At 70.9% G+C, this 14825-nt stretch carries 11 protein-coding genes; 7 read left to right on the top strand and 4 right to left on the bottom strand.

The window, feature by feature from the left end:
- Positions 1-182 precede the first annotated feature (182 nt).
- On the top strand, positions 183-1124 hold the full coding sequence (locus Aau02nite_RS09370; protein WP_212987938.1) for an SGNH/GDSL hydrolase family protein: 942 nt from the start codon (positions 183-185) through the stop codon (positions 1122-1124).
- Between the two features lie 9 nt (positions 1125-1133).
- Here the strand turns inward: Aau02nite_RS09370 and Aau02nite_RS09365 are convergent, their stop codons facing one another.
- Entirely contained in the window at positions 1134-2933 is a 1800-nt protein-coding gene (locus Aau02nite_RS09365; protein ID WP_246595018.1) for an RICIN domain-containing protein, read from the bottom strand.
- Positions 2934-3018: 85 nt separating this feature from the next.
- Positions 3019-4032, bottom strand: a complete 1014-nt coding sequence (locus Aau02nite_RS09360; protein WP_212987937.1) for a LacI family DNA-binding transcriptional regulator — start codon at positions 4030-4032, stop codon at positions 3019-3021.
- A 253-nt stretch (positions 4033-4285) separates the two neighbouring features.
- Between Aau02nite_RS09360 and Aau02nite_RS09355 the strand changes: the two genes are divergently transcribed.
- The 5 genes from Aau02nite_RS09355 (at position 4286) to Aau02nite_RS09335 (ending at position 10591) form a co-directional block, all read left to right on the top strand.
- On the top strand, positions 4286-5545 hold the full coding sequence (locus Aau02nite_RS09355) for a sugar ABC transporter substrate-binding protein (RefSeq protein ID WP_212987936.1): 1260 nt from the start codon (positions 4286-4288) through the stop codon (positions 5543-5545).
- Between the two features lie 7 nt (positions 5546-5552).
- Positions 5553-6440 (top strand): carbohydrate ABC transporter permease, encoded by an 888-nt coding sequence (locus tag Aau02nite_RS09350; protein ID WP_212987935.1) that lies wholly within the window; start codon positions 5553-5555, stop codon positions 6438-6440.
- Positions 6437-7246 (top strand): carbohydrate ABC transporter permease, encoded by an 810-nt coding sequence (locus Aau02nite_RS09345; RefSeq protein ID WP_212987934.1) that lies wholly within the window; start codon positions 6437-6439, stop codon positions 7244-7246. The genes Aau02nite_RS09350 and Aau02nite_RS09345 overlap by 4 nt, the downstream gene beginning before the upstream one ends.
- 30 nt (positions 7247-7276) lie before the next feature.
- Positions 7277-9004, top strand: a complete 1728-nt coding sequence (locus Aau02nite_RS09340; RefSeq protein WP_212987933.1) for an MGH1-like glycoside hydrolase domain-containing protein — start codon at positions 7277-7279, stop codon at positions 9002-9004.
- A gap of 438 nt (positions 9005-9442) precedes the next feature.
- The gene (locus Aau02nite_RS09335; RefSeq protein ID WP_438841120.1) at positions 9443-10591 is read left to right on the top strand and encodes an RCC1 domain-containing protein; all 1149 of its coding nucleotides are present in this window, start codon (positions 9443-9445) and stop codon (positions 10589-10591) included.
- A 125-nt stretch (positions 10592-10716) separates the two neighbouring features.
- On the opposite strand, the gene Aau02nite_RS09330 is transcribed toward Aau02nite_RS09335, so the two are convergent.
- Positions 10717-10989 (bottom strand): hypothetical protein, encoded by a 273-nt coding sequence (locus Aau02nite_RS09330; protein ID WP_246595017.1) that lies wholly within the window; start codon positions 10987-10989, stop codon positions 10717-10719.
- A gap of 5 nt (positions 10990-10994) precedes the next feature.
- Complete coding sequence (locus Aau02nite_RS09325) at positions 10995-11996, bottom strand: RNA polymerase subunit sigma-70 (RefSeq protein ID WP_438841116.1); 1002 nt, start codon at positions 11994-11996, stop codon at positions 10995-10997.
- A gap of 524 nt (positions 11997-12520) precedes the next feature.
- On the opposite strand from Aau02nite_RS09325, the gene Aau02nite_RS09320 reads away from it, so the two are divergent.
- Positions 12521-14608, top strand: a complete 2088-nt coding sequence (locus Aau02nite_RS09320; RefSeq protein WP_212987930.1) for a family 43 glycosylhydrolase — start codon at positions 12521-12523, stop codon at positions 14606-14608.
- Positions 14609-14825 lie beyond the last annotated feature (217 nt).

The following is a 14825-nucleotide window of genomic DNA, read 5'->3' as shown; positions in this document are numbered from 1 at the left end:
GGGCCACACCCTTCCTATCGCCACCGCGGCGAGTTTCGTGAGGCGATGCGGGCACCCGTCGGCGCCGTCACGCAGTGCGACGGGACAACGCCGGTGGACCGTTGGCCGGATAATCGCCGACGGACGTGGCCGACAGGTTTCCCCCACGAGGCCGACAGGTTTCCACCAGGAGGAGAGTGGCTTTGCCGAATGCCATAGGCAGGGGTCGTGCCCGGCTGACCCCGGCGAAACGGATCGCCGGTTCCGTTCTGCTCGGGCTGCCGGCGGCTGCCGCCGGGTTGCTGGCGGCACAGATGATCACCGCCCGGCGGAGCATTCCCGTACCGCAGGGGCCGCCGCCGCGCGGTGAGATGGCCTACGGGCCCCGGTCCCGGCGTGACCCTTTCACCATGGTCGTCCTGGGCGACTCCTTCGCGGCCGGCTACGGCGTCGCCCGGTCCAGCGAGACCACGGGGGGCCTGCTGGCCGCCGGGGTCGCGCGCCGGCTGCGCCGCCGGGTGCGGCTGTCGGTCCTGGCGGTCGTCGGCGCCGAGAGCACCGACCTGCGCCACCAGGTCGACGAGGCGCTGCCGCTGGCACCCGACCTCGCGGTCATCTTCATCGGTGGTAACGACGTCACCCAGCTGTCGGACCATCGCGAGCCGGCCCGGCTGCTCGGAGCGGCCGTCCGGAAGCTGCGTCGCGCGGGCTGCGAGGTCGTGGTCGGCACCTGCCCCGACCTGAGCGCGCTGCCGCACTGCCGGCCACCCCTGAGCTGGCTGGCGCGGTGGCTGAGCCACCGGCTGGCCACCGCCCAGCGCGAGGAGGTCGAGCGTGCGGGCGGGACCGTCGTCTCGCTCGCGGAGCTGCTCAATCCCGCGTTCCGGGCCGATCCGGACCGGCTGTTCGGAACGGACCGCTTCCATCCCTCCGCCGACGGCTATGCCCTGGCCGCCGCGGCCATGCTGCCGGCCGTCCTGACCGTGCTGCGGCCCGCCGCCGGGGCCGGCCGCACCGCGGTGCTGGCGCCCCGGATCCCTCGGCAGCGCCGGCCGGAGGCCGGACCCGGCCGGACGGGGACAGTGCACCAGCCCGGGGAGCCGGCCGTCCCCGTCGAGAACAGCGACGGCCGGCTCGCCGGGTGACCGTGATGATCAACGGCCCAGCAGGCGCCACGTCTGGTTGCGCGGGTTGCCCTGGCCGGCCGCGTTGCAGGCCCACTGGTGGACGAGCGCCTGCGCCGCGGTGGAGATCGCGCTGACGTCGACGCATTTGCCGCTGTGCCGGGCGACGAGCTGGTAGTCGTGCGCGTCGTTGCCGCTGTAGGTGACCTTGCGCAGGGTGAACTGCTGGTTCGCCGCCCCGTTCAGGCAGGTCCACTGCTGCACGGCGGTGCCGTCCGCGGTGCCGGCGGCGCTGACGTCGAGGCACTTGCCGCTCTGCTGGTTCACCACGGTGTAGGTGTCGGCCACCCCGGCGACCGGCCGGAAGTTCCACAGCTGCTGGTCGCCGCCCTCGCAGAAGAACTGCTGCTGCCGGTTGCCGTCAGCGGTGCCCAGGCCGGTGTTGTCCAGGCACTGCTGGCTGTGCTGGGCGACCGCGACCGTCTGGAAGCTCCGGTCGGCCGGGGGCAGCACCGTGACGGTGAAGGTGTCGTCGGCGTTGCTGTGCGGGAGGTTCACCGTGGTCGCATTGCCGGAGAGGGTGACGGTGGAGTCGGACACGGTGACGGGACCGGCCACGGCCGCGCCGGCGTTGTAGGGGATGCGTTGCACCCGTACGCGGACCTGGTTGCCGGCCACGATGCCGCTGGTGGCGTCGATGCGGTTGAGGCGCACCGCGACGTTGCCGGTGGTGCCACCGCCGCCGACGAGAATCCGGGCGACGCCGGTGTCCTTGGTGGCGAACGCGTCGTAGGAGGCGCTGGGCGTGGTGGACGCGATCACGCCGGTCTGGCCGGCGTAGTAGCGGTACACCCACCACTCGCCCTTGGGCAGATGCTGTCCGGCGGAGTTGCGGACCAGCAGGGTGGCCAGGTCGTTGTGCAGGTTGCCGGTGCTCGCCCAGTTGGCGCGCAGGCCGTCGGCGCCGGCCCGTTCGAGCCGGGCGATGTACCAGGAACCGTCACCCGGGTTCTGCTCGGCCGGGGCGCCGTACTCGTTGATCTGGTACGGGCGCGGATGGGCGATGCCCCGGGCGTCGAGGGTGCGGTTGGCGTCGGCCACGTTGACCACGGGGTCGCTGGGCAGGCTGTGCCAGCTGAAGATGTCGGGCACCACGTTGCCGGCCTTGACGAAGTCCAGGTACTGCGTCCACCAGCCACTGGTCGACGGCACGCCGGCGAGGCTGGGTCCGACGATCGCCGTGCCCGGCATCTCGGTACGCAGCCGCTGGTAGGTGCGGCGCCACAGTTCGAAGTACTGCGCCTGCGGCCGGTTCCAGAACAGGCCGAGGTTGGGCTCGTTCCAGATGTCCCACTGCACCGGCACGCCGGTGGCGCGGACGTCGGCGATCAGGCGGGTGAGGAACCTGTCGTAGTCGCTCCAGTCGCCGTTGTCACCGGGGAAACGGGTGATGGGGTAGCCGTCGGCACCCCACAGGTCGTGCGGCAGCAACACGAACGTCCCGCCCAGGGCCGCCGTCCGCACCAGCTGGGCCCGGGTCGAGTTCCACCGCCGGTCGTACTTGCCGGAGACCCAGCCGCCCGGCTGGTCGAGCTGGGCGCCACCGGCGCGCATCGCCTTGAACTTGAGGTCGGTGTAGAAGTGGTCGGCGGGCCCGGCGGCGTTCTCGGTCATGCCGTAGATCCAGCCGGAGGCGCGCTGGGCGGGGACGCCGCCGGCGACGGAGAAGTCGACGCTGATGCTCTCGTCGGCGGCGTGCGCGGGAGCGGGGAAGCCCAGGAGCAGGGCGCCGGCCATCAGTCCGGCGGCGAGGCGATGGAGTCGGGACACGGGGTTCTCCTGTTCGGGGTGCGAGGACGGCAGCGGCCATCGCGGGGCGAGCCGGTGGCTCGTCCCGGAATCGGGGGATGCGCGGTCAGCGGGCGGGCGCGGGCCCGGTGCTGGCGCGCAGGGAGATCGGGGGAGTCAGCAGGAGGTGCCGTACGGGTGCGTCGGGTGCCGCGATGCGTTCGAGGAGCAGCTCCACCGCGCTCGCGCCCATCTCCAGGGTCGGCACGTCGGCGGCGGTGAGGGGCGGGCGGAAGTCCTCCGCCCAGTGGCGCGCGGCCACCCCGGCGAGGGAGAAGTCGCGGGGGACGACCACGCCGGCCCGTTCCAGGGCGCGCTGGATCCCCGGCAGCGCCGCCTCGTTCACGGTGACGGCCGCGGTGATGTCGGGGTGGTCCGCCCGGAGTCGTTCGATGCACTCCTCGCCCGCCGGCGCGTCGTCGCCGCAGGTGAGGATGATGCTGGTCAGGCCGCGCTGGGTGACGGCCTCGGTGAAGCCCTCGAGGGCCCGGTGGGCCGGGCCGTAGCCGGCGGCGACGAGCTCCGCCGACCGGTTGATCAGAGCGACGTCGCGGTGGCCCAGGTCGGCCAGGTGGTGCACGCAGCGGGCGATGAGCGTGCCGTAGTCGACGTCGACCCAGCAGGTGCCGTGCGGGTTGGCGGTGTGCCCGATGGTGACGAACGGCAGGCCGGTCTGGTGCAGGCGGGCGACGCGTTCGTCCTCCAGCCGAATCTCCATGAGGATCACGCCGTCCACGCGCCGGCCGGACACGACGCGTTCGAAGGACCGGTCGTGGTCGCCGCCGGAGGGGGACAGCAGCACGTCGAGGTCGGCGCGGGCGGCCGCCTCCACGACGCTGGCGACGAAGCTCAGCTGCATGTCGGTCAGGCGCTGGCTGGCCGGCGGAATGACCAGGCCCAGCGTCCGGGTGCGTCCTTCCTTGAGCGCCCGGGCCGCGGCGTTGGGCCGGTAGTCGAGCTCGTCGATCACCGCCTGGATCCGCTGCCGGGTCTGCTCGGTGACCGGCCGCTTGCCGCTCAGCGCGTAGGACACGGTGCTGCGGGAGACGCCGGCCCGCCGGGCGATCTCACCGATGTTCATCTGCGGCCTCCTGCGCGCTCGACGTGCGGGCTCCCGCCCACGTCCCGGACATCATGACGGAAAGGTCCGAGCCGGTGGTTCGTCGAACCGATTCGCCGCCAAGGTAGGCGGAGCGAGTGAAAGATGTCAATACCGTTTCAGGCGTATGAGCAGTCCGTGACGCAAGCGTTGACGCATGCCCGGCGGCGTTCTACTGTCTCGGCGAATCGATTCGTCGAACCGATTCGCTGCTCCCACCGTAAAGGGGCCCCTCATGGACATCTCCCGCCGGGGACGACGGGCGGCGGCCGGCGCGCTGACCGTCGTTCTGACCATCACCTTGTCCGCGTGTTCATCCGACTCGCCCGGTTCCGGCGGCTCGGGGGACGGCGCGGGCGGCACGTACCAGATCTGGGATCCGTACCCGCAGTTCGACGACTCGTCGGCGTGGGTGAAGCTGCTGACCTCGTGCGGCGCCGGCGCCGGGGTGACGGTGCGGCGCACCGGCTACGACACCTCCGATCTGACCAACAAGGCCCTGCTCGCCGCCCAGCAGGACAACTCCCCGGACGTGCTGATCGTCGACAACCCGGTGATCTCCACGCTGGCCGAGGCCGGGGCCCTGGCGGCCGCCGGGGACACCGGGCTCGACACCTCCGCGATGCTGCCCAACCTGCTCAGCGCCGGCCAGGTCGGCGGCCGGGCCTACGGCGTGCCGATCGGCGCCAACACCCTGGCCCTGTACTACAACAAGAAGGTCCTGGCCGCCGCCGAGGTCGATCCGGCCACCATCACCGACTGGGCCGGGCTGACCGCCGCGCTCGGCAAGGTCAAAGCGGCCGGCAAGAAGGGCATCACCTTCTCCGCGATCGGTACGGAGGAGGGCAGCTTCCAGTTCCTGCCCTGGTTCTGGGGCTCCGGGGCCCAGCTGACCCAGCTCGACTCCCCGCAGGCCGTCTCGGCGCTGACGCTGTGGACCGACTGGCTCGAGCAGGGTTACGCGCCCAACTCGGTCATCAACAACACCCAGACCACCAGCTGGCAGGAGTTCGCCACCGGCGACTACGCGTTCGCCGAGAACGGCACCTGGCAGCTGGCCAACGCCGCGAAGGCCGGCTTCGAGTACGGCATCATCCCCGTCCCCGCCCGCGCGGGTGGCACCGCGCCCGCGCCCACCGGCGGCGAGTTCGTCTCGATCCCGGTCCAGAGCGAGACCGGCCGGTACGCCACCGCCGCGAAGATCGTCGCGTGCCTGACCGGCAGCGAGAACCTGCTGGCCACCGACACCACCCTGTCCTACGTCGCGCCCACCGCCGCCGTGCAGCAGCAACAGGTCGCCCAGAACCCCGCGCTGCAAGTGTGGGTGGACGCGGTCAAGGCGGCCAAGGGCCGTACCGGCGACAACCTGGGCACCCGGTACCCGAAGATCTCCGAGCCGCTCTGGACCGCCGTGCAGGCCGCGCTGAGCGGATCGAAGTCACCCGGGGACGCCCTGACCGCGGCCCAGGCGACCGCCGCCTCCGCCACCAAGTGACCTGGTCATGACGTCGGTCCGGCGCGCGCGGCAGCTGGCGGCCTGGGGCTTCCTCGCCCCGGTCGTGGTGTACCTGCTGGCCTTCTACGCCTATCCGCTCTACCGCAACCTGGACCTGAGCCTGCGGCACTACACGGTGCGTTCGTTCGTGCGGGGTGACGCCCCGTTCAGCGGGCTGGACAACTACCGCACCATCTTCGCCGATCCCAGCTTCGGGCCGGCGTTGCTGCACACCGTCGTGTTCACCGGCGTCTCGCTGGTCTTCCAGTTCGCGATCGGGATGGCCCTGGCCGTGTTCTTCGCCCAGAACTTCCGGTTGTCGGCGACGCTGCGGGCGCTGTTCCTCGTACCGTGGCTGTTGCCGTTGATCGTCTCGGCCTCCACCTGGTCCTGGATGCTCAACAGCGACTCGGGCATCGTCAACTGGACTCTCGGGCTGGCCGGGGTGGACCCGGTCAACTGGCTCACCTCGCCGCGGTGGTCGCTGGTCTCGGTGATCATCGCCAACATCTGGATCGGCGTGCCGTTCAACCTGGTGGTGCTCTACAGCGGACTGCGGACGATCCCGGGCGAGATCTACGAGGCGGCGGCGCTGGACGGCGCGTCGGGCTGGTCGGCCTTCCGGCGGATCACGTTTCCGCTGTTGCGCCCGGTCTCGGCCATCACCCTGCTGCTCGGGCTGGTCTACACGCTCAAGGTCTTCGACATCATCTGGATCATGACCAGGGGTGGGCCGGTGGACTCGTCCACCACGCTGGCCACCTGGTCGTACCGGTTGAGCTTCGGCAATCTGCTGCCGCAGTTCGGACCCGGCGCCGCGGTCGGCAATCTGCTCATCGTGATGGCGCTGATCTGCGGGTTGATCTACCTCCGGATCCAGCGGAGGCAGGCATGACCCGGCACCTCAGGACCGGCATCGGGGTCGTGCTGACGGCGATCATGCTGTTCCCGGTCTACTGGATGATCAACGTGTCGTTCACCCGCGACACCGACATGCGGGCCAGCCCGCCGCACCTGTTCCCGGTCGACGGCACCCTCGAGGGCTACCGGGCCGTGCTCGACCAGCAGCTGCCGTACCTGGGCACCAGCCTGCTCGTCGGGCTCGGCACCGTCCTGCTCACCGTCGTGCTGGCCGCTCCGGCCGGATACTCCCTGGCCAAGCTCCGGCCGGCGGGCCGGCCGGCGATCACCTTCGTCCTGCTGATCGCGCAGATGATCCCGGGCATCATCATGGCGATGGGTTTCTACGCGATCTATCTCAAGGCCGGGGTGCTCAACACCCTGCCCGGGCTGATCCTGGCCGACTCGACGATCGCGGTCCCGTTCGGGGTCCTGATCTTCACCGCCTTCATGGCCGGCCTGCCCGACGAGCTGCTCCAGGCCGCCGCCATCGACGGCGCGTCGCGATGGCGGACCTTCGTCTCGGTGGTCATGCCGGTCAGCCGCAACGCCGTGGTCACCGTCAGCCTGTTCGCCTTCCTCTGGGCCTGGTCGGACTTCATCTTCGCCAGCACGCTGGCCGGCGGCGGCGCCCATCAGCCCGTCACCCTCGGCATCTACCACTACATCGGCAACAACAACCAGCAATGGAACGCGATCATGGCCACCGCCGTGATCGCCTCCGTCCCCGCCACGATCCTGCTCGTCATCGCGCAGCGGTACGTCGCGGCCGGGGTCACCGCCGGTGCCGTCAAGGACTGACCGGCACCCGTATCGGAGAAAGCAGGCACCGTGCAGGGCCCCACCTTCGCCGTCCGCGACATCCCGTTCTCGTACCGCGGATCGTGGTTGAACATCTCCCCGCTGATCGCCGAGCAGACCTACGCCGACGACCTGCATCTGGTCTCGCATCAGACCGGTCTGCACCCCGTCCTGCGCCTGGTGCCGCTGCGGGGCGGGGCGCGGGCCGCGACAACCGTCATCGCCACACCGTCGTTGCTGACCTGGCGGGACGACAGCGATCCGGAGACCACCGGCCGGATCGAGCTGGCCTTCCAGAACGCCGACACGGTCCGGATCCGCGGCACCGGCCTGGGCCTGCGCCTGCTGGTCGCCGCCGGCACGCTCACCCCGTTCAGTGGCGCCTACCTCTACCGGGACCCGGTCACCGGCGCTCACGTGCTCACCTCGTACGAGACCGGGCGCCGTTACCGGATCACCGTGCTCACCGGAACCGTCGGCGACGCCACCGGGGTCGAGGCGCTGGGCTCGGGCGACCGCGGGCTGACCCTCTCCCCGGCCCCGGACTGGGAGATAGCGATCGAGGAGTACCGGACCGGCCGCCCCCCGTTCACCGGGTCCTCCTTCGCCGCCACCGCCGAGGCGGCGCGGCGCCACTTCGCCGCCTTCGTGGACGCGGTGGCGCCGTGGCGCAGCGCCGAGACGCCCGCCGCCGAGCTGGCCGCGTACGTGCTGTGGTCGGCCACCGTGGACCCGGCCGGCTTCCTCACCCGGCCGGGCGTGCTGATGTCCAAGCACTGGATGGACAAGGTCTGGAGCTGGGACCACTGCTTCAACGCCCTGGCCCTCGCCGCCGGTGTTCCCGGGCTGGCCTGGGACCAGTTCCAGCTGCCGTTCGACCACCAGGACCCGGCCGGCGCGCTGCCCGACTCGGTCGCCCACTCCGAGGTGCTGCACAACTTCGTCAAGCCGCCCATCCACGGCTGGGCACTGCACCGGCTGCGGCGGCACCTGGCCCTCGACGAGGCGCAACTGACGCAGGCGTACGCCCGGCTGTCGGCCTGGACCCGGTTCTGGCTCGACCACCGGCGGGCGCCCGGCCACGAGCTGCCGCACTACCACCACGGCAACGACAGCGGCTGGGACAACGCCACCACCTTCGACCAGGACCGGGTCATCGAGACCGCCGACCTGTCCGCCTTCCTCGTGCTGCAGCTGCGGGAGCTGGCGGTACTCGCCGGCGATCTCGGCCGCCCGGACGACGCCCGGGGCTGGAGGGAGGCCGCCGACACGCTCAGGGCGGCTCTGCTGCGCGAACTCTGGCAGGACGGACGCTTCGTCTCGCGCGCCCCGCTGTCCGGACGGGTACGCCTCAGCACCAGCCTGCTCGACCTGATGCCCATCGTCCTCGGCGACGACCTGCCCGCCGAGGTCAGCGACGCGCTGGCCACCCGCATCGCCGGGCATCTCACCGACCACGGCCTGGCCACCGAGCCTCCCGACTCACCGGACTACCACGCCGACGGTTACTGGCGCGGACCCATCTGGGCCCCGTCGACCGTCCTCATCGAGGACGGCCTGCGCCGGGCCGGCCGGCTGGAGCTCGCCGACACCATCAGCCGGCAGTTCCGGGCCCTGTGCGAGAAGTCCGGCTTCGCGGAGAACTTCGACGCCGAGACCGGCACCGGGCTGCGGGACCGCGCCTACACCTGGACGGCAAGCAGCTACCTCATCCTGGCCGCCGCCCGCCGACAGCGATCCTCCACACCGGCCGGTTGAGCGTCGGCGACGATCGATCGCCGGCAATGCCGATCGATAGTTTCGGACCGGGAACGCCAGCTCGGAGACGTTATGCCGGGCCCTCCGGCAAAGTCCATGGGAGCGCTTCCACGGAAACTCTTGAATGTCTCGAAACATTCTGGCAATCTCCGGATCAGGCGTCACCGCTGTCGCCGCATCTCGTGTCCTCAGCCCGGTCCGGCAGCGATGCAAGGGCGCGTGACGGTGACGCTCCGGGCGAGTTCCGGCGCGGGGTCGTCTCCTCGTCGACCCCGGCATCCCCTGCCGACGGGTCCTCAGCCGGCTCAAGGAGTCCACATGAAACGCCGCTTCACTTTCGGGCGTCTCCGAACCGGCGCCGCGCACAGCGCGGTGCCCCAGCACGCGCCCCGGGATCCGGCGGCGGGACCCCGCGGCCGCCTGCGCGGGATCCTCGCCATGGTCGCCACGGCCACCGGCATCGCCGCGCTGAGCATCGCCGGCCTCGCCGCCCCGGCCTCCGCGAGCGTGGCCCCGGCCGCGCTGAGCGCCGCGGCGGTCTCCGAGGTCGCCGCCGGGTACGGACACACCTGCGCGGTCCGCACCGACGCCACACTGTGGTGCTGGGGCAGCAACTTCTTCGGCGAGCTGGGCGACGGCACCACCACGGCCCGGACGGCCCCGGTGCAGATCGGCACCGCCGCCAGCTGGGCCAGCCTCGACGCCGGCACCAGCTACACCTGTGGGATCCGCACCGACGGCACCCTGTGGTGCTGGGGCAACAACTTCCGGGGCCAGCTCGGTGACGGCACCACCACGAGGCGGACCGCCCCGGTGCAGGTCGGCGACGCCACCACCTGGGCCAGCGTCAGTGCCGGCGACAGCCACACCTGCGCCACCCGCACCGACGGCAGCCTGTGGTGCTGGGGCTTCAACCGGTTCGCGCAGCTGGGCATGAGCTCGGACACCTACCTCGCGACCGCGCCGCTGCGGGTCGGCACGGCCACCACCTGGGCGGATGTCGCGACCGGCTACGCGCACACCTGCGCCGTCCGCACCGAAGGCACCCTGTGGTGCTGGGGCAACAACACGGACGGACAGCTCGGTGTCGGCGGTCTGAGCTACCGGGACACGCCGACGCAGGTCGGCACCGCGACCACGTGGACCGGCGTGACCGCCGGCTACGCCTACAGCTGCGCCGTCCGCGCCGAGGGCACCCTGTGGTGCTGGGGTGAGAACGGGTACGGCCAGCTCGGCGTCAGCGGAACCCACCAGACCACCCCGGTCCAGGTCGGCAACGCCACCAGCTGGAGCACGGTACGGGCGGGCTTCGACACGGCGTGCGCGGTCCGCACCGACAGTTCGCTGTGGTGCTGGGGCAACAACTCGACGGGCCAGCTCGGCGACGGGACCACGACCCACCGCAACACCCCCACCCGGGTCGATGCCGTCACCACGTGGACGGGCGACTTCGCACCCGGCTACCACATCTGCGGCTTCCGCGCCGACGACAGCCTGTGGTGCTGGGGCAACAACGCCAACGGGCAGCTGGGCGACACCACGACCACCCAGCGTCCGGTCCCGGGCCGGGTCACCCTGCCCGCCTGACCGGTGCAGTGCCCGTCCGGCCGGAGCAGCGGTTGCTGCTCCGGCCGGACGTTCAACCGGCCCGGGCGCGCAGACCGCGCGCCGGGGCGGGGATCATCACCGCCCGGTGCCGTGCGCGCCCGGTGTCATCCATGCTGGTCGTGTCTTTCCTCCATCGGTGAGGTCTCCGGTGTGCGGGTGACGATGCGCACCGTGGCCGTGCGGCGGCCGGGGTTGCGCAGGGCGCGGACGCCGGTGCCGCGGAGCCAGAACCCGGCGTCGCGCCCGAGGACCGGCCCCGGTCCGCCGTCGCGCAGCTCCAGCTGCACGCGTCCGCGGGTGACGACGGCGAACGCGTCGTGCCACTCCGCCGCGACCACCGCGAACCGCGCGCCACCGCGCAGTGCGATCGTGCGCACCGGGACTACTCCGTGCCGTCCGCCGGCAGGCGTTCCGGCAGCCCGAGCCGCGGGAACTGGTCGGCGTCGAAGATGAAGACCTCGGTGATCGCCCCGCCGCTGATGCGCAGAACGTCGATCGCCAGCGGCAGGTACGCGCCCTCCTCCGCCCGCCAGTGGTAGTAGGCGACGGCGGGCTGCCGGTTCACGGAGGTGGGAACGGGGCGCAGGCCCTGCATGCCCTCGTAGCCGTCCTCGATCCAGCTGTTCACGACCGCGTCGAGGCCGACGTACACACCCGGCGTGGGCGGCATCGAGTAGCGGATGTCGTCGCGCAGCATCGTGGTGAGCGTCGGGATGTCCGCGGCCACGCTGGCGTCGGTGAAACGACGCAGCAGTTCACGCAGCTCGGCATCCTGCTGCCCACCGGTCCAGTCCTGCCGCTCGGCGGGCAGGTGCTCCCGCATGCCGGCGCGGGCCCGCTGCAGCGCGCTGTTCACCGAGTTGACGGAGTCCCCGAGCAGCTCCGCGACTTCCTTGGCCGGCCAGCCGAGCACGTCCCGCAGGATCAGCACGGCCCGCGGGCGCGGCGCCAGGTGCTGGACCGCTACCAGGTACGCCAGCTCGATCGTCTCGCGCGCCACGGCGACGGTCTCCGGCTCGTCCGCATCGCCCGCGGGCAGCTCGTCGAGCAACCGGTCCGGGTACGGCTGCAGCCACCGCACCTCGCCGCCGGTCGCGGGCTCCGGGCGGTGCTTGGCCAGCAGGTCCAGACAGGTGTTGGTGGCGATCCGGTACAGCCAGGCCCGGAACGTCGACCGCCCCTCGAAGGTCTCCCGCCGCCGCCAGGCCCGCAGGAACGTCTCCTGCACGGCGTCCTCGGCGTCCTCGAACGACCCGAGCATCCGGTAGCAGTGCACGTGCAGCTCCCGCCGGTGCCGCTCCGCCAGCCCCGAGAACGCCGGCTCATCGACCTCACCCAGACCGCTCACGCCGAGCTCCTCCAACCGTGTGTCCGTACCCATCACGTCATCCTCCGCCTCGTCCGGTCGTGTCGTAGGTGTGACGGGTGCGGGCGGGAAAACTCATCACCGGGCCCGATCCGTTGCGGCCGCCATTCCGTACGCAATTTTCCGGGCGGGCCCGGCGGCTGCCCGAATGGGTCCGGGAACGGTGGTCGCCGAATGGTCGCCCACGATTTCCCGGTCGTCATCCGTGCAAATCGACACTCCGGAGCCCGGAGAATGGCACGGAAAAAGTGTTACGACGGACCTCCCGAGGTGGATCAGTGACGCCGAGAGGCGGTTCAGTCGTCACCGGCACCCCGTCGCAATCGGCCCGCCGGATCCAAATGCAGCGTTCTCACCAGGCAAAACGTCGGATCGGAGAACTTTCGGCGGCTGTCGCCCTTGAGCCTGGCGAAACACTCTGGCAACATTGCCATCCTTGAATGTCTGATGTCTACGCCCCTTCCTGCTCGGCTGGGTGGCATCCGTCATCGATAAGATGTGAACGTTAACTTCTTCGGGAAGACAACGGCGAGGAGCGGCGAATGCGCGCACGCGGCACACCCCTCAACAAGCGTTGGCGACGCGGGTATCTGGCGATTACCGCCGTACTGGCACTGCTGACCGGTATTGCCGTCACGGTGGTCGCCGCCCCCTCGGCCTCGGCCGCCGTCGTGGACCCGAATGCCTGGTACGTCCTGGTCAACCGCAACAGCGGGAAAGCGCTCGACGTCTACAACCTGGCCACCACCGACGGGGCCCGGATCACCCAGTGGGCCCGCAACGACGGGAACCAGCAGCAGTGGCAGTTCGTGGACTCCGGTGGTGGCTTCTACCGGCTCAAGTCGCGGCTGTCGGGCAAGGTGCTGGACGTCTCCGGCGCCTCCACCGCGGACGGCGGCGCGATCGTGCAGTGGTCGGACAACAACGCCGCCAACCAGCAGTTCAGCATGCAGGACATCGACGGTCACATCCAGTTGATCAACCGCAACAGCGGTAAGGCGGTGGAGGTGCAGGGCGCCTCGACCGCCGACGGCGGCAACGTCGTGCAGTACGCCGACTGGAACGGCACCAACCAGCAGTGGCAGCTGGTCCGGGTCGGCGGGGGAACGGGCCCGACCACGCCGCCGCCGACCGGGACCTTCACCAACCCGGTGGTGTGGCAGGACTTCGCCGACGGCGACATCATCCGCGTCGGTGACGCCTACTACTACTCGGCGTCGACCATGCACTACTCGCCCGGCGCGCCCATCCTGCGCTCGTACGACCTGGTCAACTGGGAGTACGCCGGGCACTCGGTGCCACGGCTGGACTTCGACTCCAACGCCTACGACCTCAACGGTGGCCGGGCGTACGTGAAGGGCATCTGGGCGTCGACGTTGAACTACCGTCCCAGCAACAGCACCTACTACTGGCTGGGCTGCACCGAGTTCAACCGGACCTACGTCTACACCGCCGCCTCGGTCGACGGCACCTGGTCCAAGAAGGCCCGGATCAACAACTGCTATTACGACGCCGGCCTGATGTTCGACAACGACACCCCGTACGTCGCCTACGGCAACGGCACCATCAGCGTCGCGCAGCTCTCCGGCGACCTCACCTCGCAGGTCCGCGCGCAGACGGTCTACCAGACCCCGTCGAGTATCGGCACCCTCGAAGGCGCCCGGATGTACAAGCGCGGCAACTACTACTACATCTGGCTGACCCGCCCCGCCAACGGCCAGTACGTGCTGCGCTCGACCAGCCCGTGGGGCCCGTACGAGCAGCGCCAGGTCCTGCTGGACCTGCCCGGCCCGATCTCCGGCGGCGGCGTCCCGCACCAGGGCGGCCTGGTGCAGACGCAGAACGGCGACTGGTGGTACATGGCCTTCACCGACGCCTATCCCGGCGGCCGGATGCCCACCCTGGCCCCGATCACCTGGAGCGGCGACGGCTGGCCGGTGCTGCAGACCGTCAACGGTCGCTGGGGTGCCACCTACCCGAAGCCCAACATCAGTACGACCAAGACCGTGCAGTCGATGATCGGGCCGGACACGTTCACCGGTCCCACGCTGGGCCACCGCTGGGAGTGGAACCACAACCCGGACACCTCGAAGTTCAGCGTCGGCAACGGGCTGCGGCTGTCCACCGCCACCGTCACCAACGACCTGTACAACGCCCGCAACACGCTGACGCACCGCATCCAGGGCCCGTCGTCCACGGCCACCATCCAGCTGAACTACTCGGCGATGGCCAACGGCGACCGGTCCGGGCTGGCCATGTTGCGCGATCAGTCGGCGTGGATCGGCATCCGCAAGGACAACGGCGTCACCCGGGTCTCGATGACCAACGGGCTGTCCATGTCCACCACCGGCTGGACCACCACGGGCACCGGCGCCGAGGCCGCCGGCGCGACGGTCTCCGGCGGCACGGTCTGGCTGCGGGCCACGGCCAACATCCAACCCGGGGCCGGGCGTACGGCCACCTTCTCGTACAGCACCGACGGCAGCACGTTCACCAACCTCGGCCCGGCCTTCACCCTGAACAACAACTGGCAGTTCTTCATGGGCTACCGCTTCGGCATCTTCAACTACGCCACGCAGGCCCTCGGCGGCTCGGTCACCGTCAACCGGTTCGACCTGACAGCCCCGTAAACCCCGTGCGTCGTGCGGCCCGGTCTCGTCCACCGGGCCGCACGTCGGCCCCATCCCCGCTCCCGAAGGCAGTCCCCAAATGATCACTACCGTCCCGTCGCGTCACCGGTCCCGACCATCCCGCTGGTGGAGAGCCCCCTTCGCCGCGGCCGCCGCCGCGCTCATCGCCGGCACCACGCTCGCCGTCGCCGCCCCGGCCGAGGCAGCCAGCACGCTG

The sequence above is a fragment of the Actinoplanes auranticolor genome, from assembly GCF_018332655.1.
Lineage (GTDB): Bacteria > Actinomycetota > Actinomycetes > Mycobacteriales > Micromonosporaceae > Actinoplanes > Actinoplanes auranticolor.
This window is presented reverse-complemented; position numbering and strand designations above follow the sequence as displayed.

What these genes read in the sequence shown, in the direction of transcription:
- Aau02nite_RS09360 (WP_212987937.1), bottom strand. Translation starts at nt 4,032, where the DNA reads ATGAACATCGGTGAGATCGCCCGGCGGGCCGGCGTCTCCCGCAGCACC.
- Aau02nite_RS09355 (WP_212987936.1), top strand. Translation starts at nt 4,286, where the DNA reads ATGGACATCTCCCGCCGGGGACGACGGGCGGCGGCCGGCGCGCTGACC.
- Aau02nite_RS09350 (WP_212987935.1), top strand. Translation starts at nt 5,553, where the DNA reads ATGACGTCGGTCCGGCGCGCGCGGCAGCTGGCGGCCTGGGGCTTCCTC.
- Aau02nite_RS09345 (WP_212987934.1), top strand. Translation starts at nt 6,437, where the DNA reads ATGACCCGGCACCTCAGGACCGGCATCGGGGTCGTGCTGACGGCGATC.
- Aau02nite_RS09335 (WP_438841120.1), top strand. Translation starts at nt 9,443, where the DNA reads ATGGTCGCCACGGCCACCGGCATCGCCGCGCTGAGCATCGCCGGCCTC.
- Aau02nite_RS09320 (WP_212987930.1), top strand. Translation starts at nt 12,521, where the DNA reads ATGCGCGCACGCGGCACACCCCTCAACAAGCGTTGGCGACGCGGGTAT.